14 protein-coding genes are annotated in these 22,026 nt (G+C 49.0%); 2 read left to right on the forward strand and 12 right to left on the reverse strand.

Annotated elements, in window-relative coordinates; all coding sequences use genetic code 11:
• Position 1: 1 nt before the first annotated feature.
• The 12 genes from ACFSR5_RS15085 to tnpA all read right to left on the reverse strand — a co-directional run bounded on the left by ACFSR5_RS15085 (position 2) and on the right by tnpA (position 20,250).
• Positions 2–991 (reverse strand): DUF4961 domain-containing protein, encoded by a 990-nt coding sequence (locus ACFSR5_RS15085; RefSeq protein ID WP_380905276.1) that lies wholly within the window; start codon positions 989–991, stop codon positions 2–4.
• A 4-nt stretch (positions 992–995) separates the two neighbouring features.
• Positions 996–1,433 carry a DUF5004 domain-containing protein gene (locus ACFSR5_RS15090; protein ID WP_380905278.1) on the reverse strand — a complete coding sequence of 146 codons (438 nt, stop codon included), beginning with the start codon at positions 1,431–1,433 and terminating at the stop codon, positions 996–998.
• Positions 1,434–1,446: 13 nt separating this feature from the next.
• Entirely contained in the window at positions 1,447–3,174 is a 1,728-nt protein-coding gene (locus tag ACFSR5_RS15095; RefSeq protein ID WP_380905280.1) for a RagB/SusD family nutrient uptake outer membrane protein, read from the reverse strand.
• Between the two features lie 69 nt (positions 3,175–3,243).
• Positions 3,244–5,523, reverse strand: coding sequence for a GH92 family glycosyl hydrolase (locus ACFSR5_RS15100; RefSeq protein ID WP_380905282.1), 2,280 nt, complete (start codon positions 5,521–5,523; stop codon positions 3,244–3,246).
• Positions 5,520–8,603: a galactose-binding domain-containing protein gene (locus ACFSR5_RS15105; protein WP_380905284.1), complete on the reverse strand. Its 3,084-nt coding sequence runs from the start codon at positions 8,601–8,603 to the stop codon at positions 5,520–5,522. Before ACFSR5_RS15105 ends, ACFSR5_RS15100 begins: the two co-directional genes overlap by 4 nt.
• Before the next feature lie 11 nt (positions 8,604–8,614).
• Positions 8,615–10,945, reverse strand: coding sequence for a GH92 family glycosyl hydrolase (locus tag ACFSR5_RS15110; RefSeq protein WP_380905286.1), 2,331 nt, complete (start codon positions 10,943–10,945; stop codon positions 8,615–8,617).
• A gap of 9 nt (positions 10,946–10,954) precedes the next feature.
• Entirely contained in the window at positions 10,955–13,525 is a 2,571-nt protein-coding gene (locus tag ACFSR5_RS15115; RefSeq protein ID WP_380905288.1) for a glycoside hydrolase family 38 N-terminal domain-containing protein, read from the reverse strand.
• A gap of 10 nt (positions 13,526–13,535) precedes the next feature.
• Entirely contained in the window at positions 13,536–14,930 is a 1,395-nt protein-coding gene (locus ACFSR5_RS15120) for an SGNH/GDSL hydrolase family protein (protein WP_380905290.1), read from the reverse strand.
• 278 nt (positions 14,931–15,208) lie between these two features.
• Entirely contained in the window at positions 15,209–17,104 is a 1,896-nt protein-coding gene (locus tag ACFSR5_RS15125) for an RICIN domain-containing protein (protein ID WP_380905292.1), read from the reverse strand.
• Between the two features lie 314 nt (positions 17,105–17,418).
• Positions 17,419–19,029 carry a DUF6377 domain-containing protein gene (locus ACFSR5_RS15130; RefSeq protein WP_380905294.1) on the reverse strand — a complete coding sequence of 537 codons (1,611 nt, stop codon included), beginning with the start codon at positions 19,027–19,029 and terminating at the stop codon, positions 17,419–17,421.
• 585 nt (positions 19,030–19,614) lie between these two features.
• The gene (gene tnpB / locus ACFSR5_RS15135) at positions 19,615–19,968 is read right to left on the reverse strand and encodes an IS66 family insertion sequence element accessory protein TnpB (RefSeq protein WP_380905296.1); all 354 of its coding nucleotides are present in this window, start codon (positions 19,966–19,968) and stop codon (positions 19,615–19,617) included.
• A 144-nt stretch (positions 19,969–20,112) separates the two neighbouring features.
• On the reverse strand, positions 20,113–20,250 hold the full coding sequence (tnpA, locus tag ACFSR5_RS15140) for an IS66 family insertion sequence element accessory protein TnpA (RefSeq protein WP_380905298.1): 138 nt from the start codon (positions 20,248–20,250) through the stop codon (positions 20,113–20,115).
• Between the two features lie 501 nt (positions 20,251–20,751).
• Here tnpA and ACFSR5_RS15145 point away from each other — a divergent pair.
• Both ACFSR5_RS15145 and ACFSR5_RS15150 read left to right on the forward strand, forming a co-directional pair.
• Complete coding sequence (locus ACFSR5_RS15145; RefSeq protein ID WP_380905300.1) at positions 20,752–21,279, forward strand: hypothetical protein; 528 nt, start codon at positions 20,752–20,754, stop codon at positions 21,277–21,279.
• 367 nt (positions 21,280–21,646) lie between these two features.
• Positions 21,647–22,003, forward strand: a complete 357-nt coding sequence (locus tag ACFSR5_RS15150) for a hypothetical protein (RefSeq protein ID WP_380905302.1) — start codon at positions 21,647–21,649, stop codon at positions 22,001–22,003.
• The last annotated feature ends 23 nt before the right edge of the window (positions 22,004–22,026 follow it).

Genomic DNA, 22,026 nt, shown 5'->3' on the forward strand with positions numbered 1-22,026 from the left:
CTTACTTACAACGAAAGCTATATTTAAAAGGCTGATCGGTGTTCCCGTACCCTACAACCTTGGTTCCGCTAGCGTCCGTAAAAAAATATTCCAAACGTGCGATCTCTGCGCCTCCATCGATGCTGAAGAACCCCCGGGGCCAGATATCGATCAGGAATCTCTTCCCTCCAATGGCTGAGAGCTTGCTTTTTGCAGTCGCTTGATTGATCTCTCCCAGCACCTTGTCCTGCGCGTCCAGCGCACGTACCCGCAGGTAAACCTCGTTCTCATTGTCTAACACGGTGCTGACCACCCCCGCGTTGAAGTTCAATGTTATAATATCATTGTCGAGACTTTTTACCGGCTGTACCGTCCCGAGCTGGGGATTAACAAAATCGATCAGATCTCCTTCTCCCCCAATCACCTGAAAATCATCCGAGAAGGTAAATTTTTTGTAATCCGTATCTTCTGGGCGTAGGTTTTCGATGGATGAACCTACATAGAAACCCAGTCGAAGTAGCATATTTTCAGACCCGACGTTGCACTCGACTTTAACGTTGAAATCAATGTCTTCATTATTGACAAATGTGTAAGACTGTGTACTGCGGTAGATGATCCACTCAAAGTCGTCTACCAAATTGGGGCCAATGCCGAACATTTTTTTTGCTGCTTGATGCCAGTTCAGCCCCGATACCGGCTCCACCTCACTATCGGGAATCAGGCGTAAGGTGCCATTACCCTTAGGACTGGTATAGGTAAGTACAGCATTCTGTCTGGCATTCCAGCTCTTGGGCACCATGATACCTGCCAGCAGCTGTGTGGTGTATGTTCCCGATCCTTCGATCCGCGGCTCGGCGCCGCTATGCATGGTGAAGGTCGCGCGCTGGCCCGCCACAGCTTCCGCGGGAACGGTTACCGTTAGCGACTTTAGGCCGCAATGCACCAGGAACAGGGTGAGCGAAAGGCCCAGCAGGATATAGAGGTAAAGTAAATGTTGAAATGGTGTCTTCATAATTTTAGTTCTGTCTTTCAAAATTATATTGGTACGTATTGCCTGAACATCCAAGACTGAAAGAAAGGCTTAACTGACGCCGCCCCTCTACCACAGGGAATTGGAACTGTACAGCGACCTCTCCTCCATTGCCGGCATCCATCAATAAACTGAAAGGGTATTGAGGGTCGCTTAACTTGTATGTTCCCGATCCTTGCAGCACGAAGGGCAGAGCGTCTTGTACCGCAAATGTTCCGTCCTCCTTAAAGTTTATGCTGAAGTCCTTGAGGTCCAATCTGCTGGTGAGGTCCTCACCATTCCGTGTGAGCTGAACCACGCTCCATATCCCTGAAATATCTTTAATAGGTTCCTGATCCACCACATTGGACAACTGGTCATCACAGCCGGCAATAAATAGATAGGAGGCTAGGGCGGCTAGGGGCAATAATTGTTTGATCTTCATTTCCTGGATTCTTTTAGTAACCAAAATTTTGTAACATCTCTGTCGATTTCGCAACTTCTGATTGCGGGATAGGCCATAGGTACATACGTTTGTCGAATACCCGTTTTCGTACATTAATGGTATTGTAGGTCGTTATTCCCGATACACGTACGGGCTCGGTGCCGTGAAGCTGTCGGTTTTCGGCTGTTTCTGCAATCTTCCAGCGGCGCACGTCAAAAAACCTGTGGCCTTCAAAAGCCAGTTCTTTCTGCCGTTCGCTCCTGATGATATCACGCATCTGGTCCTGGGACAAACCCGCCGGTAACGTAAAGGGATCCAGCCCTGCGCGCTCACGTATCGCCTGTACCGCCTGGTAAACCTTTTCATCGGGAGAGGACAGGCTTTCGTTTCTTGCCTCGGCGAAATTGAGCAGGATCTCGGCATAGCGTATAATGGGCATACAACGTGGTGTTTGTGTGTTAAACCAGTCGGCAGCGACGTCTCGGTTGACCATCTTGTAGACATAGTATCCGGTCGGCGTACCCTTGTATATAGCGTCCTGCCCTGAGCTGATGTTGTTTGGATTTGTTTTATCGATATATATGTTAACCGGGCGCTTTGCTAGGCCATCCCTATGGAATACCATAGACTGGTCGCGCGTAATCGTATTGGCTAGTCTTGGATCGCGGTTCAGGTACGGCTGTGACGGTTTGTAGCCTGATGCCGGATCATCGATCGGCAGGCCATTTTTCATCCCAAAAGCGTTTACCGTCTCTAGGTATGGGTAGGCTCCGGGGTTGCTGACGCCGAAAGTCGGCGGATTCCAAACCCCCTCCAAGTCACGGTTGGCAGCTTGCATCCGGGCCAGAAGGTACTCCTTATTTTTTCGCAGCTGGAATACCTCATAGAACCCGTATCCAGGCTCTGTAGCATTATTGAGGTGCAGTCCGTACATACCCGATTCGATAAGCTCAGCTGCTGCCTGCTCGGCCCGTTGCCAGCGTCCCCTGTCTGCATCCGGATACCCCGTTATGCTGCGCAGTGGTTCCTGGGTAGCTACTGCTCCGCCGTTAAATAGGGGGCTGGCAGCGTAAAGCAGAAGACGGGATTTCAATCCGTAGCACGCCGCCTTGTTAATCCGACCATAATTTTCTCCGTTATGGGACCAAGGTAGATCCTCTGCCGCCGCCTCGCACTCGGAGACGATGTATTCTACGCATTCACTAAAGCTGCTGCGTGAGGACGGGATAGCGTCATCGGCGCGATAAACACTGTCGCCCATTAGCGGCACCCCGCCGTAATGTTCCAGCAGTATAAAATAGTAGTATGCTCTCAGAAAGCGTGTTTCGGCCTTCACGCGAATTTTAATTCCATCTGCAAAACGGGCTGATGGGATATTCCTCAGCATGATATTGGCCCTTCGGATATTGGTATAGCTTGTAGACCAAACATCTTTAGTAATCATATTGGAGTTTACCGTTCCTGTAGCAAATTGGATAAACGTATTGATCGTGCCCAGCCCGGCACCTTCGGCCTCGTCGGTGCTCGCATCGAGCCCCCCTCCACCAAAGCGCTTGGGCCAGGTGGCAAAACCGATATCAGCATATATCCCCGAAAGGAAATTAATGGTGTAGGCACTGTCGGAAAACACCACCTTTTCATTCAGGTCCGTAGATTGCGTAGAATCCAGGAACCCTTGTTTCTCGCATGATACTACTATGAGCACTCCGAGTATCAGATAAGTTAAATAACCCTTTTTCATAATTTGATCTATAAAGTATAGTACTTGTCCACCTCCACTTTGTTTAGCGCCAGCCGGGCGACGGCTTTATCAGGGTAGCTCACTTAATGAGAATGGTCTTGACGCTCTGCCTATTCCCCTTTGTTTGTTTGGCATCTCGCCCATAACAAACTCGAGCGTGCCCCCGTTCATGATATCCTGATAGCGTATGTAATTTTTATCGTACGGCACACCGTTCAACTTAGCGGACTGGATATACACATTGCGCTCGTTGTTGTTCTTGGCCACGACGATAAATTTCTTACCGTTCGCCAGCTTTAGCTCTGCCCTTTGGAATGCCGGGCTACCAAAGACGTATTGATCCGTCCCCGGACAGACGCTGTAAATTCCCAGTGCGCTGAGCACGTACCACGAAGACATCTGCCCCTGATCCTCATCACCCGGGTATCCTTTCTCCGTAGCGTTATAGAGCTGATCCATGACTATCCTCGCCCTCTGCTGTGCTTTCCAGGGCTGGCCGCTGAAGTTATAGAGGTACGGTACGTGCTGGGTGGGCTGATTACCATGGGCGTACTGCCCCATCTTCGCCAACAGCATCTCCCGCATCTCGTGGATCTCCTGTTTGTAGCTGCCATAGTTAATGCGGGGCTCCATCGTAAAGAAAGAGTCCAGCTTCGCGTTAAAGCGCTGTTCCCCTCCCAATAGGTTTATCAGTCCGTTTATGTCGTGCATTACCGACCAGGTATACTGCCAGGCATTCGCTTCGGTAAAGGGACCGCCCCATTCCACCGGATCGAATGCTTCACGCCACTGGCCATTAGCCAGACGTCCGCGCATAAACCCTGATTCGGTATCAAAAACATGTACATAGTTGAACATCTGGCGCGCGAAAATATGTTCATAAAATGTATTCCCGCTCATCTTGGCTAGCTGATATGCGCAGAAATCATCGTAGGCATACTCGAGTGTCTTTGCCGTACTTTCATGTATCTGACCATACGGGATATATCCCTTAGTAAAATAGTCTTTCCATCCTTCCCTGCCATTAGATCCGCCCCAGAAACCTTTATTTGTTGCCTCGTGATAGTAGGCCCTCAGTGCGCTGTCTGCATGGAAGCTACGTATCCCTTTTGCCCAGGCATCAGCTAGCAAGGAGATCGCATGATTGCCGATCATCACACCTGACATCCCTGGATTAGACCAGGTAGGAAAGAAACCCGCCTGCCGCTGGGCATCGATTAAAGACTGCATATAGCGTCCCTGCATCTGAGGATGTAAGATATTGCTCAACGGAAACTGGGCACGAAAGGTATCCCAAAATCCGTTATCCGTATACATATACCCCGCATGCACCTTACCATCGTAAGGGCTGAAATAATATGGGTTGTTCTGCTGGTCCAGTTCGTAAAATTTTCGTGAGAACAAATTCGCGCGGAACATGCATGAGTAAAAGGTTGCCATTTGTGATTCGGTACCACCTTCCACAGAAATGCGGTTCAACAGGGAATTCCAGATATGAAAAGCCTTGGCCTTGGTAGCCTCCAGGTTTTTGCTGGCGCCGAGCTCGCGTTCCATATTGAGCGAGGCCTGTGCGGCACTGATATAGGAAGAAGCAATTTTCACCTGAACGCGGGATCCGGCCTTGAACTCCAGGTATGCTCCCGCTCCCTCCCCCTGACGTTCGGTGCTTCCAGCGGCAATGGTGTTTCCTTTGTTCTCCCAGGTGCCATAGCTTGTGAAGTCCTGATCAAATACCATTTCAAAGTAGTTTTTGAAATTTTCCGGTACAAACCTCCCGTTGTTCACATAGCCCACGATCTTACGTTCGTGGGGAATGATTTCCACACGGCTTTCTTTTAAGAAACCATCGAGGATCAGATATGCCTTTTCCGGTCCATTAAAGGAAAAGCGCATATGTGCGCCACGCTCCACAGGGCTCACCTCGGCCAATATGCCGTTGTCGAACTTCACCGAATAATAATGTGGCTTTGCTATTTCTTTATCGTGGGAGAAGGGGAGCGCCCGCTCTTCTTCTCCTACGGTAAGCCTGCCCATGGCCGGCATTAGGGAGAATACCGCATAATCCCCCATCCACGGACTGCATTGGTGGACCTGTTGGAATCCGCGGATGGTTTCAGCTTTGTAGGTATACTTCCAGCCGTCCCCGTTCTTACCGGTCTGCGCAGAAAAAAAATGTACAGCGAAGGGCAGACCAACGGTAGGATACGTATTTCCGTAAGACAGTGACCACTCCGAGTCGGTTCCCTGCAAGGTATTGACGTACTTCACCAGATCACGTTCCTGGCCGTAGCCCAAGGCTATGCAAAGCACCTGCATAAGTATGCATCCAATAATTGTTCTCTTCATCATTCGTGTTTTATCGTTATGTCCTTCAATACGTTTTGCTCTTTCTGGCCGTACTGTTTCCACAGTATGTCGACCCTGTCCCATCGCTCTATGCCCATGGATCGGATATCGATGGTTTTGTGCTGGCCGGGCATCAGGGTAAAGTAGTTGTCTGTAAACTGAACGGGCAGTAGACGTTTTTTCGTGATATGGTCGACTAGGCGCAGGCGGTTGCCAAAGGCCACGCTTTTCCCCTTATTTTGCACACGTATCTGCAGTGCGTGTGTCCCATTTTCTACCACGGAGAATTCCAGTTGGGCGGCCGGAAGATCATTTAGCCCTGTGTAGTCGAGTTCGTGCTCTCCGTTTCGCCAGTAAAAGTTTTCCGATAGCGAAGTTCCCAGGCTGTCGCGTAGCTCCAGTTTGATGAAATGCAGGTGCGTCAGTTCTGCATCGCGACGCTGATGGCCATACACTTCTAATTCATGAATGGAAAATCCAAAATCTGACCCGCGCTTTTTAGCCAGCAGTTTAACGTATCGTGCCCGCGCCCCACCTAGATTTATCTCTTCGGTCTTACCTTTTCCTTGTTGTACATCAGCCGCGGAATACCAGCGCTTCCCATCTGGTGACAGCTGCACGCCGTAGGATTCTGCGTAAGCCTCTTCCCATTTAATAACCAAGGTGTAAAGTGGTTGCGCGGCACCCAGATCAATGGATATCCACTGGTTGTCAGCATGTTCGCTTTCCCAGCGCGTTCCTTCGGCTCCATCGGTAGCCAGGGAGGCCCGGCGCTCGCCGAGTTGTGTAGACGCATAGACTGGCTTTCCTAAGGCCAAATTGTACGGATTAAAATTCAACCGGAATGCCTCGACCTTATCGCTCGCCGCCGTATGTACTACCGTCCGCTGAGCATACCTAGTCAGTTCCTTGCCCTCCATATTGAATATCCTGGCGATCGCCCTAGCTCCCCGAAGGGCATTCGAAGTTGCATTAATCACCTTAACACTGCCCGTGGCTGCATTCCACTGTATATGCCGAGGCTCGCAGGCGTATTTTGCTCCCCAGTATGCACCGGTTGCATCATGGTAGTAGTCATAGGTCTGCCATACGAAGGATGGATAGGCAGGCTGGCTCATCCATAAAAGGAGTCCCGAGGCATCCTCCCACATCTTATCGTTCCATGCTTCGTACATACCCTTCATCACCTCGATATTGAGGTATTGAGCCTTCTCACAGAATGTCTCCAAATCGGCAGATTCGCCAAACTGCCTGTTCACTGCTCGTTTATAATTTACGGGACTGGCATTGGAGGCTTCTTTTCCGAAATAATGTTTATTATACAGGTTGTCATTATCGTTCTCCAGCTGCTCGTCCGTGGGAAGCGGCCATTGTGAGGCGGCCGGGATGAACAGCTGCACGCTTTCGTAGTTGGGAAATGTAGCCATACCTATTTCGGTCCGCAGCCCGTAGCCGCGGTCGATACCATATGGATAGGGGGGATCATTCCACGCCAGATTGCTCGCTGAGGTCTCAAAATGGTGTCTTGGGGGCTGGTTGCCCCACCATCCACTCCCCGAGAGGCCATCCTGATTTGAACTCGATTTATACATGCGGTCGTTACGGTCTTCCAAGGCAATTAGGGAACGCAGGTAGCTGTCCAGTTCGGCCTTGGGATGCGTCTCATTAGCGCCACACCATAGCGCTATACTTGCATGGTTGCGCAGCCGTTTGACCTTGTCCAGCGCATTGGCTTTAAAATCTGCGTCGCTAGCCACATCGTTGTAAGCCACGTAAAGCCAGAAATCATCCCATACCATGATCCCATAGCGATCACAATAGTCATAAAAAGCATCATCGGTTACCGAACCCGTCCACAGTCGGATCATGTTATAATTCATATCTTTGTGCAGTTTTATCTTGGAATGGTAATCTTCTGGGCGACTACGCAAGAGATATTCGCTGATGCCCCAATTACCTCCCTTCACAAATATGCGCTGCCCATTGATAAAAAACTGCAAGACCGGCCATCCGGCGCTGTTGCGGGCGTATTGGTATTCGTATTTCCGTATGCCAAATGATATTTCCCGCTCGTCGGATAGCTCTCCGTCAACCTCAGCACGCAAGGTACACGTGTAGAGGTTGGGATCACCATACCCGTTCGGCCACCACAGTCGTGGCTGCTTGATGATAAGTTCCTGCACCTGCTTACGGTCCAGGACAGCCTTAGCTGTTTCCCCGGCGGGCACACGCACGGTCTGGGAAAACCTGATGTTTCCGGGCTGGATAACGCCGGAAAATACAACATCTTTGGGTTGCCGCGCACTATTACGAAAATCGCAAGAGACATTCAGGTAAGCAATATCGTTGGACTCCAATTCCGAACGCACCCATGGATCTTCCATGGTGACCTCTCCGGTAACCGCCAGTGACACATTGCCGGTAATACCCGCCAGCCGGCCAGGCACATAGGGCATCCAATCCCAGCTTGCCGCAGACAGATAAGTGGGACTGGCCGTCACACCGAACTGGTCCTTGGCGTCTCTGGTTTTCTTCTGATCCGCATCAGTGATCAGTACGGCAACCACATTATCTCCATGCGGGCGAAGCAGCCCACTTATCTCATATTTGCTCCTGAGCATATGTCCGCTTACATCCCTACTGGAGGTTGGTGTTCCGGAAATCTTTACACCGTTCAGATAAAAATCGGCATAGCGGTTCGTATTATCGAACTGCAGCCACACTTTTTGTCCCGACTTGAGGCCCTCCGGGGTCTTAAAGGTTCCCCGGTACCAGAACGGCCTGTTAAAAAACGTTTCATCAACGCGGTGGATATTGTCTGCATAGTCGGGATCCGGGACTTTTCCCGCCTCGACATACGAGGTGAATACTACACCCGGTACGACGGCCTTTATGACCTGTTGCGATCGGTAGTGCGGCAGAGATATCTCATTACCCGAAGGGGAATGCTCTGTCACGGGTTCTACTGACCAGTTTATTAGGGATCCCGTACTGTTGAGCGAAATCCGTTGCAGTTGCGCCCTGCATGCAGGTGCAAGCAGCAGCACCACAACGATAATCCATATATTTTTTAGGTTCTTCATTTAGTATCGGATTAGTCCTCTACCCCCCAGTCTGTTGCTGGCTCGGGTCCCATGGTAAGCTCGAGCATCCCACCTTGCGCAATATGGCTAAAGTCGATGTAGCACTTTTCATATGGCTTTCCATTAAGGCGCGCACTCTGGATGTAGATGTTCTGCGGTGTATTATTAAGCGCCTTGACAGTAAAGTGTTTCCCGGCATAGTACCTATGATCAAGCCGGAAAGTTATCTCTCCAAACAGTGGACTGGTGATCTCCATGCGCGTCGATCCGGGGCACGCTGGATGAAGCCCGGCCGAAGCCAGGACGTACCAGGCTGACATCTGTCCGACGTCTTCGTTGCCAACAATGCCTTCGACCGAGTTTTTATAGGCCATTTCGCAGATATAGCGTGTCCATTTCTGGGTATCCCAGGGACTTGCCAGATGGTTGAACAAAAAGGGCACCAAATGAACAGGTTCATTGGCGTGGTTATAATAGTCATTCCACAACATATGCTTAGGTGTTCGGGCAAAAAACGCGGAAAGGTCGTCCAGCACCTTTTTGCGCCCACCCATTAGCGCTATCATGCCGGGGATGTCATGTGGAACAAACCATCCCTGTTGGTATGGATTGGACTCAATAGTTCCGTACCACTCCTTTATACGCCCCTGCTCCGGCCACGGCTCCCACGTACCATCCGTATTTCTGGGGCGGAACCACCCTTTATCTGGATCAAAGATATTTCTGTATGCCTGCGCTTTGCGGAGGTATAACGCCTGGTCGTCTTTCTTCCCGAGTTCCCCGGCCATCTGGGCTATGCACCAATCTGTGTATGCATACTCCAATGTATGAGAAATACTAAAGGGGGGGCCGGAATAACCGGCAGCACCGTTGCCAAATTTCTCGGAAGTATTCAGTGCATAGCGATATGCCTTTTGTATGTCATAGCCTCGGATCCCTTTGCGGTAGGCATCGGTAAGCACCGAGAGGGCGGGATTACCGATCATGCACCCCGAGTAGGCGTTCATGATCTCCCAACGTTCGTAATATCCGCGCCCGGACTCCTCGGCCAGGGTCACCAGGGAGGCAAGCTGATCGTCAACAAGCCGTGGATTTATAATGGTCTGAAGGGGAAACTGACTACGGAAGACGTCCCAGCCGCTGAACATCGTCCGCTTGGTAAAACCCTCAGCGTGGTGCACCTGCTTGTCGCCACCAATATAACGTCCGTCCACGTCCGTATAGGTTCTCGGATCGATCATCGTGTGGTAGAGCGATGTGTAAAAAATCGTTTTTTGGTCCTTGGTTCCGCCCTGGATTTTTATCCTGCTGAGCTCTCGGTTCCAACGCCCGCGGGCTTCTCGGTGCAACTTATCAAATGTTTTTCCCTGCAGTTCACTACGGAAGTTATTTTCCGCCCCCTGCATGTCCACAAAGGAAATCCCTACCTGGAGGGTCACCTGCTCATCCTGCTTTGTCGGAAACTCCGTAAAAAAACCCAGGTGATCGCCCTCCACCTCTTGGGCACCGCGGATGATCGCCGAGCTGTCCACATGCTGCAAATACCGGAGGCTGACCACTTCATCTCGTTTGCGCTCCCAGCTCTGCGGTATATCGGCTTTCCAGAAGCCATATCTCGCCAGCGCTTTGCTGAACTTAGCATAAAAATACACCGTATACTCGGCGTTCCCTTCACCATTCCCCCAGCCGCCGCCCTGGGGCGTACACAACATCCAACCACGGATAGTATGCGCGTCTACTTTTTGCACATATTGACGTACTGAAGTTCCCCCGACCCTCCGGGCCAGATCGATCTGTATACGCGATTCTTTATGTTCAGGGAAAGTAAAGCGTATCATTCCGCTATGCGGTGCCGCGGTCGTTTCGACCGTGACATCGTAATCGGTTAGCTCCACGCGATAGTAGCCGGCCGTAGCCACTTCTGTCTTTTTATTGTAGCGTGAGCGGTATCCTGTTAGGCTTCCGTCCTCTTTCCCTGCGATCTTCCTGAGCTTTCCGGTTGTCGGCATTACCAGCAGGTTGCCCAAATCCCCGAACCAGCCCACCCCGCTCATCTGCGTAAAAGCAAAGCCCTCTATAGTCCGGTGTTCGGCGCTATAGCCCGGGCTGTTATCTCCTCCTGTGATGGTGTTTGGGCTCACCTGCACCATACCATAAGGTGTCGTTGCTCCCGGAAACGTCTTGCCTAACCCGTGATAAGTATCTGCTGCACCAACGCTCGTACTGGCGCCAATGAAAGGATTTACGTATCCGGCCGGATCGCCTTCTCTCTGCTGGCATGCAGAAAGCCGTAAAAAGGCACAGCAAATCAGGAAGGTAAAATATCGTGATCGAGTTAACATCGTTATGAGTTAGTTGAATTTATTTTTCTTTTTAATTCGTAGTGTTTTAATTCCATGACTAGGCATATCCACTGACAGTGAAGTGTTTTCACCCATTTGCGTTGCACGCACCATTCCAATCGTTTGTCCGTTGAGGAGCTCCTCGGCAATCGCCTGCACAGGAAATCCCAAGGTCAGCCGGTGCGTTCTGGAACCTTCCTGCGCATTATACAGCCGCAATAAAAGATCGCCGTTTTCCTCCACCTTCATGGCCGGTATCTCTAAGCCTGTATCGCTCGAGCAGACGATGGTCCGGTCACGCTCTTGGAAACCCCTTCCATACCGGGAGATTAACGGCTCATTCCACCTGGCGCTTTCCATAGCGATTCCTGCGGAATCCCAACGTCCCTGGTGCGGAACCAATGCATAGCGCATGCGCAAAGGGGCAGAAATCTTGTAGTCGACGCCCCATAATCCTGACCCCGAATACTGGGCTGTCAATCCTAGGGGATATCCTTCCCCATATATGTAGGAAGTCGTATGATCGGAGAATAGCGCCATGCCAAACGCACCGTTATCCTGCACCAGATCTACCCAGTTAAGGATCACATTATGTTTTATCGAGTCCCACGTCCCGAAAAAGGTGTTCTTCTGGCTTGAGCGGCACACGTCAAATGGGGCATTTTTATAAAGCTCTGCCTTCGAGAGGGTACTAGAAAAGAGAACCTTAAGCTTAAACCGATCATCGGTATACGCACGCCTGTTATCTGTCCAGCTTTGCTGCTGCCTGTACTCCCCGATTCCGACATTACCTTTCCAATTGATATCCAGTTCCAGATCTATACGTCTACGACCGGCCTGTAGGGTGATAAACTGCGTGAGGGGATGTGAAGCAACGCTTCCTTCTACCTTGATCTTGATGGCAAAGCGATCATCCTGTAGCACCGATATCCTGGCATCGCTTTCCATAGATGAGAATGTCTTCCCAAGATCGTAGAAATGGCCGGACACCTCGTTAAATCCGTATTCCCCTTTTCCCTCGACCAGCTCCTTGCCTCCGGCAAACTTCGCGCGAAGACTGGTAATCGTCCCCCCTTTCGTTGGATCCAGCGTCATACGGTACATATCGTTCTCAATTACGTAGCGTCCATCTTCAGCTATTTTTACCTGTGCCCTCTCATCCTTTGCGGGGTTGCTGACGGTTTTTCTCAGGGCGTAGGTTGCGTACCCCAATCCGGCCAGATCTGCCCGGAAGGTGAGCCAAATCTGGCCCCTATCCTGTTCTATCTTATAGGGAAGCTCTATTCCTTTGCTGTTCTGGACGCTTATTCCCTTGCGAGGAAATTTTTTTGGAAGCTCTACACGCACAACCTCTGACCGCTGGGTAGCCACGGTGTTGAAGATCCGTATATGGCCTAAATCGTCTGTATGTACGCTGTTTTTGCTATAACTGGCCACTGCTCCTTTTACGATGGTGTCGGAAAGCGAGGTGCAGGTATCCGTCCAGCTGTTGACAGCCTGCTCCCACGTCTGCTCACCGTTGAGCTTATTGTAGGGCACAATCCAGGAGTCGTGGTGCTGCGCCATCATCAGTGTCCGCCAGGCTTCCCTAACGTACTTATCCTCGGGAAGATATCCGTTTTCCAGAGCTGCCATGGCGGCGATTTTCTCCGCCATGATGATGCTGTTTTCCGCACGGCGTACATTCTGTGCTATACGCTGCAACGCCTGACTTCCCCACATCAGGTTAACATGTATATCCTCCTGCGATAGCCGCCAATCAAGATCTGTCTTGCCCGAAGATATTTTTTCCATGTATTCGGTCCAGGTGACGTAGGTAGATCCATTTTTTATGGCATCGCCCGTACCCAGCCACGGGCCATTTTTCCAGCCGGCGTCCTGATAGCACATGCCGACAGGATTTTGGATCCCTTGGGTATAGGCGGCTTGAATAAAGTCAGTGGAGTTGTCCCATGCCGTCGTCTGCCAGGTGGAATTTTCTTCAAGGTCTTCCGAGGCGTAGCGCGGTACGCTCAGGATGGATGTACCATCGGGACCTGTCCAGTTTACCAGCTCTCCCCCAAAAGCCGCGGTGTAGCCGCCCCAGCACGTGTTGGGGCATTTGAGCACTGCATAACGAAATCCAAATTGTCGGAGCAATTGCGGCAGACTACTGGTGAAGCACGGCTCCTCCACAGCATAGGTGTGGTATTGCACGCCGGGAAAATGACCACTGATCTTACGCATTCCGTATTCAAACTGTCTTATGATACTCTCCCCGCTGATATTGTAGCAATAGGGCTGCGCGTATGTAGGATTGGTGAAATCGACTCTACTGCCTGCGGCAAGCTCGGAAAAACGGCTATAGCCATGGGGATCACGGATCCTGACGGTGTCCCAGGTCTCGGGCTCTATCTCCAGGCCTACCCGCCATTCCGGGTGTGAGGAGAGCTTGCTCGCCATAAAACCCGTAACCCACAGCGGATAATGTCCGTATATCCCGCCGTGATACCCGTCAGCAAAGTAGGGTTTCTGCGCGTAGAGCATAGGCGGTGCTGCCAGCAATACTATCGATGTAAGAAATTTTACGATTTGATTCACGTTTCCTGCGTTAGATTCTTTCCAGTGTAATCGTCCTTTTCACGGGTACGCTGATCGCCCGAATGGTCTGGAGTAACATATCCATTTGCTGTTGCCAAGCTTTGCGCACTTCAGGGTACATCGCCTTGGCATAGAGGTCACTTTTTGCACGCAGCCAGCCGTCCGTCTCCTTGTGTTTGTCAAATACCTGAATTGCTTTCCTGTTATTGGCATCCAGCAACCCCTTAGGCTGGAAAAAATTGTATTGCACCCAAGCGTAATCGCGCAGGCGGCGTTCAATTTCCCAGCGTTCCTCGTTCAGGTACATGACCCGCAAAGCCTGCTGATACTGCGGGGTGCTGTCTATCGCCGCCAGGTTAATTCCCCGGGCGTATTCCGCAGCTTCCCAGCTACCGATCTGTTGACCGTCTATCAGCAGGTTGTACTTGCCTTTCAGGCCGGTAATACGAAGGAGCTCCTGATTCATTTCCTCCATAAAGGGTACCACAGCGATGGCATCGTATTGGCTTTTCTTACTCCCCCAGCCACGTGCCACAGTATCCAGCGGATAAGGCAGGGCGGCAGCGTAGTAATCAAAGCTCAAGCCACGCGCGGTCTTCCGGATTTCCGAAAGGTTGCATCCTTCTGCTGACACCACCTTTCTGTTCGGTGCATCTATCGATATTCCCGCAACCTTTTTTCCTGCGAATCCCTGGGCCTTTAGAATCAGGTAGGCCATCACCATGTGTCCGTCCAGGTCGGGATGCACCCGATCGTTCCCCGACAGGGTGAACGTGGGGTCTTGCTGCTGCATGCGTTTATTGATCGCAGTCATCGCCGTGTTAAAGTCAAAAAATTGCCACCCATTGTTCTTTGCAGACTCCCGCTGGAAGTCGACGATACGCAGCATAGCCTTGTTTTTGTCTTTCAAGGGCGTGTTTTCCGGGATGCGGACATCCTCATCGTAGGGGGAACTTCCCAACAATACGATTTTCGTATCCACCAGCTGCTTATAACGCTGCTCCATCTGTTTATAGCCCTCCTGGGATTCCGCCACTTTTTGGTTTGCAAATTTTTCCGGCTCAGAGCCATTGTATTCAAAATATCCGGAGTCGTTCATGCCAAATGTGGTTATAAGCACCGAAGGCTGTTTGCTGAATACGTCACCGTCAAGACGCTTGAGCATGTCCCATACACGGTCACCACCGATCCCGGCATTGAGCACCGTCAGATTCATAGACGGAAAACGCGTCATGTAGTACAGCCATATGTACGAATGGTAGTGGCCGCCGTCGGTAATACTGTTGCCCAGAAAGACCACGCGGTCGTTTTCCTTAAAGGGCGTTATTTCCTGCGCTTTTGCTGTCAAGGTGGAAGCAGCAAGACAGAGCCATAGAGACCATCTGGTAAAAAATAGTTTTTTCATGCTTTGTTTTTATCTTAAATGTAGATGAGCGTTTTTCTATTCTGCTCAGGTTTATATTCGTTAGCTCGCACACCGGAGTGCTACTGGTTAACAAAGTTATACAACAATCAGCTACGCCCGCCCCTAGGTAACTCTATGGTAAACGTTTGAGAACTTTTCAGGACCACAAACAATTAACACACAATACTTTAGATCAGACCTACGACATCAAATTGGTAAATACTGTTGGACCTAAACGATGTCTTATGCTCTCATTTTTTCCTTATCTAGACGGGTCTCTACTCCCCCGCCCCCATACCGAACATGCTATAGGGTATCCTCACGCCCTTCACTCGGTAGTAGTATGGATCAAAATTCCCGTCGGGTTCTTTGATCTGGTTGGCATCATTCTCGGCACAAGCCCCGTAATTGATGCTGTAGGTAACCAGCAGTTCATCACGTCCGTTTACCGATTGGGTATGTAGGGACGGCGTGTAAACGCGGGCATTATACCCTTTGTAAAATTCCGTAAAATGATAGACTAGCTTCCGCTGTGAAAATGGTCCTGTAGGACTGCTGGAAGTGGATATATACATATTGATCGAGGGTATCCCGCAGTAGAATGCCTGATCCATGGTCAAATGGATATATTTTCCATTTAGATAGCCTACCGAGCTGGTACCCAGCGCGCTGTTAACCTGGGCCTGCGCCGCTGCTGAAGCTGTAGGCTGCCAGGAACTGCCATCCCAGAATGTCCATGTCTGTGGATCGGTCAGGGCAAACCGCGCCACATGCAGAAAGGAGGCGAAACCGAAACTATCGGGATCACCGCGCGTTCCGAAAACGTATACGTATCCGTCTGCGGCTTTCACCATGCCCGCCGCATAGTTTATCAGTTTCTCCGCCGCGCTGAGCCCTGCGGGGGTTGTACGTTCCACGTTCCAATGGGTTGCCGAAACGGGAGTAAGCTTATAAAGCGCCTGATTGTCATCCGGCAATCCTAAAGCATTGCCCTCCCGAGCATGTAAATATACCGCTTCTCCGATCTGCACCCCGGGTCCCGGCCAGCTCCAGTCTTTACCCGGCCGCTTTGGAACAATATCACCAATGCCGTGCTTACGCCCGTCAGCAGTCATCATTGGAGCATCAGGACTCCAGCTGCTGATAGAAGGTTGTATAATAATGGAATTACTGTATGATATAAAGTGATTGCCGTATAGATTTCCGCTAGGTGCCAGAGATCCTTCGTACCAAGCGTCCTGTGTTATCCACAGCACACGTCCGTCGGAAAGAGGTATGCTCGTACCTTGATCAAATGCCACAGACCCTTTATTTCGGTTGAAAAAGGCCGTTACCTGCGCATCGCGGTAACTGTCCTTGGGAAGTCTTGTAGCGGCCCAGCGCTGATCGCCCGATCCCTGGCGACGCTGTGCCAATACGGAGCCTTCTGGATCGACGGTCAACAGCAACCCGCTTGCCTTATTTGATATCTCAAACTTACCCGCTTGGAGCGATTCCTCGACCTTCCATAGCTGCCGGTCGATTTCGGTCGTCTGTTCCCAGGATTGCGTTAGCTGTTCCCCTTCAGCCATGCCGGTAAGCAGCATCCCGCTGTGTAGGTTGCGGATCAGGTAGTATGTACCTGATCCCGGTACGGCGTAGCTGATAAGATCCCACTCCTGCCATTTCTTGAGGTTTTCGCCACTGGCCGCCTCTGCTGCTGCTACTCCTACTTGGGCACCGGCAAGATATTTTTCATTGAACGATAGGTCTCCCTGCACCTGCAAGACGGCAGATCCATCATCGGTCGATAAGCTATAGGTTCCGTAGTCGGATATCCCCGTCTGGTAAAGCCGAAATTCAACTTCCCATTCCCTAAGATCTCCCGAGGCTGCTGTCACCTTAAAGGTGATCTTGCCACTTTCGGGCACCGAGATCGCCTGTCCCGTAGGAAGGTCACAACGTGCACCATCGGATAGTGTAAAGATGGGCACTATCTTGTTCATATCTGTCCCCGGAACTACGCGGACAAGGATCTTAAAACGATCGTCCTGCTGATAGATCACCGCGCTGCCGTACTGTCCCGATTCCAAACGAAAATCTTTGATCATCCTTCCTGGGCTCGGCGGTAGATCATACTGCTTCTGACATCCTAGGGCAAGTAGCAGCAGCGTAAAAGCTAAAATTTGTCTCATGATAGTCTAACTAGATTGGTTCGTCTCTGAGTTGTGCCAGCTCCGCGGAAACCTGCAAATCGGTTTTCTACATCTGAAGTATTCATATGGCTGTTTATAATTAATGGACAATTCTGTTAGCGAACCGCGTCCCGGATTAGCTCGGGTGTAGATATATCGTCCGCTTACCTAAAACAAAGGTATAAGCTAGTGGGGCTAGCTACACATACAAGTAGGCTCACTGGTAAACGATTAGGAACAAAATAAAATACAATATTTTGTAAATCAATTATTTACAAAACTAAAAAAAGCGGATTTGGTAAATAGTGTAGAGCTTATTTACGTGGTAAGCTACCAATTTTCTTGACTTTGTCTTCAAAATGGTCACTCTCACAGAGGGCTTTGCCTTTGACTTTACTCTTATAATTGTAAATTGTCTGGATCGAATAGCGGAGAAACGTCGCAATCTGGTTGACATCCGTAATACCCAACCGTATGAGGGCAAATATACGCAGCTCGGTATTTAACTGGCCTTTTTTAAGCGTGTAACGCTCTGATTCCTTCAGCAGGCCGTTGAATTCGTGCACAAAGTTGGGGTATACTTCAAAAAAGGTCTCATCGAAGTCATTGTACAGCGCTTCAACGTCGCGCTCCAGGACAACTTTCGAAGAGCTGAGTTTCTGCAGATCTTCAGTTTGGCCCGCCTTTATTTTACGGTGCACATATTTCCGGTATTCCTCGAGCTTATCCAGATAAACCGCGCACTGATTTATGTAGTATCCGATATATCGTTCCCTTATCAGGTTGGCCTCGTCCAGCTTCTGGTTGACCGCGACCAGCTCGTCATTGATGTTCCTTAGCTCCTTTCTGCTTTTGGACACAATGCGCATTTGTTTGTAAAGCAGATATAGCGTCACGATCAGTATGGCGACAAACACACTAATAGCCAAAGCATAGAGGCGCAGGTTCCGCTTTTGCTGTTCGATCTTAGCTAAGTACGTAGCTTCTATTATGGGATGTACACGTGCGATCACGGTATTGCGAAAACGCGAATTATAGAAGTTTGCATCTTCCAGAGATGCCTGGATATAATTAAATGCCCTTTCAACATCCCCCTTCTTATAAAGGTATACCGCCAGAGCCAGTAGCGATTCATTCTCCTTGACAGCCAGCTGGACATCCGTAATTGCTGCCAGAAGAAGGTATTTTTCTTCTAAACCAACATTACCCAGCGCCTTGTATACGGTGGCAAGGCCCATCGCCGACATAGCGTAGCCGTGGGAATTAGGCTGTTCTTTTTCAAACAGTTTCAGCTGCACAGCTGCTGAGCGGCTATACGCTTTTTGCGCACTGAGTTTAAAGGCCTGTTCTTTGAGATACATGTCACTTCCTGGGGTGAGCAGCGCCATTAAAGAGTCACGATAGCGGTTATTTTCCTCAAGATATATTTTTTCGTAAGTGCGATCATCCATGTACTTGATCAGGTTTTCGTTATACCGGATATAGCTCCAGCAATACAGCACTTTTTGATAGGAAAGCAAGCTACTGTAATCGATAGATTCCAGAACCCGCAGAGCCGGCGTGAAGAGCCCGGATATAGAAAGTACGAAGGCCTGTTTCAGTCTACTGTTATGAAGATATTCCTGATTTCCCAAAGCGCTGGCCACCCTGATATTTCGATCTACGTACGCCAGTGCGGAGTCACATTTAAAGGACTGATATTCGGCAATCAGCTGGTCCTGTATGTGAAACTTATCCTCGAGGGATAATGCGCTATTGAGTTTAGCTTTGATGGTCAGAATCTTTTTTTCCTTATCAGCTGTATACCGCTTCCTTGCTGCAATCGTATTGTCCAGGACGGATAACAACGAGTCCACCTCACTTTCAGAAAACACACATGGTAACAAAAACAAAAGATAAAATACGGTTAGCAACGTCTTTTTCACACCCGAAATCTATATAACAAATGGTCTATTATTGTAAAGTAACACAAGATACCTAAAAGGTAAGACATAGCAAATATTATATAGATATTAGCATTGCTGGTAGAAGAATAGAGACGTCTGCGAAGAATGCCTTAAGCAAAGGGTAAACATGATACAGTACTACTCCCTGAGATGACTGCAGATTTGAAAATTGTTTGATCGAAACTTGGAAAAATCGAAACAAAAATTAGCCCAAATAATCATTAAAAAATAAAGCGGCAAAATATGTAGTCATGGTCGGAAGATTTTTTTCTTCCGACCTTTTTGTTTAGAGGTATTCGGCAGGATATTACAATTATCTGATTATCAACTATTTATTTGCTTTTTAACATTGTTTTGCATCTTTATCACTGATAATCAATTATTTATGGCGGTATTTAAAGATCACAAAGTTCCCCTTAACCAAATTTTGGAGATTATTCCTGAGGCTCTTTTAAGCCATCTTTCGGCGACTACAAAAGTCGATTATTACAGCAAAGTGCTTCATGGCAGAAAGATGCTGTTTCCATATACCCTAAAGATACGGTTTTACCAGCGTTCCTGCAATCAAAAAAGCTGTTTTCCGGGCAGTGAATAACGTTTTTTCTGTATGCTTTTTACCACCTGAACGCCCTCGATGAGCAATACCAGATCGCTCCATGACAGCTCATCTTTCTTAAGTGAAGATGTACCAAAGGTACCCTGCTCTAGCCGTTTGTAATAAAGGACAAAGCCCCCGTGTTCCCAGTGCAGAAGTTTGATATGGGTACGGCTTCTGTTCAGAAATACAAATACCTCACCACCGGTCGGCTGGCGCTGCATCACCGAAATGACCAGACCGCACAGTCCGTCAAAACTCTTGCGCATGTCGCAGTGTCCGTCATATAAATAAAAACGGTGCGAGGATCCCAATGAAAACATATCAGTAAAGGCGGATCAGCTGGGAAAGTAAACCAAAATCGGTTTCTACCTTAATCCGCACCCCATTGGGGTAGATAACCTCAACAGCATTGTTCTTGCCAGCTTTGTCGATCGCTATAAAGCTGCCGTTGGATGTATCGTTTTTTAACTACGTGAAAACCAGTAATAAAACGCAGCCTCATTGATGCCATTTTCCTCGCAGTATCGTTTCTTGCTCATACCGCTCTGCTGCCAGTCTGCTATCATTGCAAACATCTGTGCTCTTTTTTCCTCTTTGCTCATCCAGCAAAGCTACCCACGACATAGGATTATTCATAGACGTGGACCATAGGGCGGGAGACTGTAAAATAGACTGTGTCAAGGATAATAAATAGAAGTATTATTTTTAACAGAGTCTATTTTACAGTCTCTGGATAACCGTTGATTATATCTTATATCTAAGTTTATTAAATCATTGTTTTTGATTTTTCTTTTTAATAACTCGGTCATTCAGCAGTTACACATCTAAGAAAGATACATCAACATCGCTATTTTGTCAAAAAACGTCCGGTAAGTTGTCCAAATCTGTCCTCCAAAAATAATACATACCTCCTAACTTCGTTTTGTTAACTCACCTAGCCGCGGAAGATGAGAAAGCGAATAAAAAACAATACCTATGAAAACAAAAATTCACAACCGGAAATCACCTTGTTTCGACGGTCTGGTGCCGTCTCACACCTCATCTCTAAACATTCCTCGAAAAACAAGAGAGGAAATATCGATCATTAAATTAATCACCTAACTATGAAAAAAGAAACCATTATCCTTACCGATTTTTTGACCGAAATCTTTCCTACTTGGGCAACGGAGATTCCTGATCTTGCCGGTTACTTTCACGAGTATTTTCTGGAACCCGGCGAGCTGCTGAATACCGAGCGAGGCGACATCTATCTGGTCTCCGAGGGCGCCTTTGGAAAATATACACGGCGCGAACCGCTCCGGTATATTTTGCCAGGCGAGCTCATCATCATTGCTCTCAGAAGGAGGTACCATACCTTTAAAGCACTTAATTTTTCCAGGGTCTATATGCTGGACCGGCCTTCGCTGTACCGCATATCGTGTGAATATCCCAATACAATGGCGCTCTACGATGAGCTCTTGCAACGGCAGCAGGACTCCTTGGAGTTCCGTCAGCAGATCCTGCTTATGCCTAAAGCGCACCGCTACGCGTACTTTAAAAGCCGCTACGCTACTATTGTACCTCTCATAGACCGAAAGGAGCTTGCGGTCTTCTTGCAGATTAGCCCGGAACTGTTGCGAAGAATCTTTTAACAAGATCAACCTAATAATATAAAGAATGTATTCGAATTTCACAACAAAAAGAAAAATAGTCCAATCCATACCGCTCTGATGCAGAATACGTACGCCTCGGAAAGCCAACTCTTACCAAAGACTTGCACCGAACTTTGTTCTGCTGCCCCCGACCCTAGGACGGGGAGGCAGCACGAAGCGTTTAAAAGAATTTTTATGTACACAAAGCAACATGATAGAAAATTTGCGGTCTTCCGGCGCTAGGCGCCGAATCTCAACCAACATCTTGGCCGCCAGCAGGTCGCTGACGGAGCAAGAAGTATCTTGGGTTTAAACAGATACTTCATACGTTCAAAATTTTATTTTTTTACCATTTATATTTAAAACTATGAAAACATCAAAAAGCAAATGGGCTATCACCTCACTGACGGCGATAGCATTTATATTCGGACTTTTCTTCTTGGTCAAGGCTGTCGAGGTCAACAAAGACCAGCCTACCAAGAAATTTGCTACTACTGCCTGGTACAGTGTTTCCAACCCTGCTGATCCAGAAGTGAGTGGTGCACCAATCCCTGCTCCGCCGGTAAACGACCCCAACAATTGCGCGCAAAACAACACCGAGATTTTGTGTGCCGTTGAACTGGAAGTTCCCAGTGAGGATTACGAATTTACTTCTCCTCAAAAGTTGAGCTCGCTTCCTTCCGGCGTAACGCCAACAGGTAACGATGCGCACCGCGACGAGTAAGCTATGGAGGGTGGGACTACCAC

Source organism: Sphingobacterium suaedae, from assembly GCF_042684625.1.
GTDB lineage: Bacteria > Bacteroidota > Bacteroidia > Sphingobacteriales > Sphingobacteriaceae > Sphingobacterium > Sphingobacterium suaedae.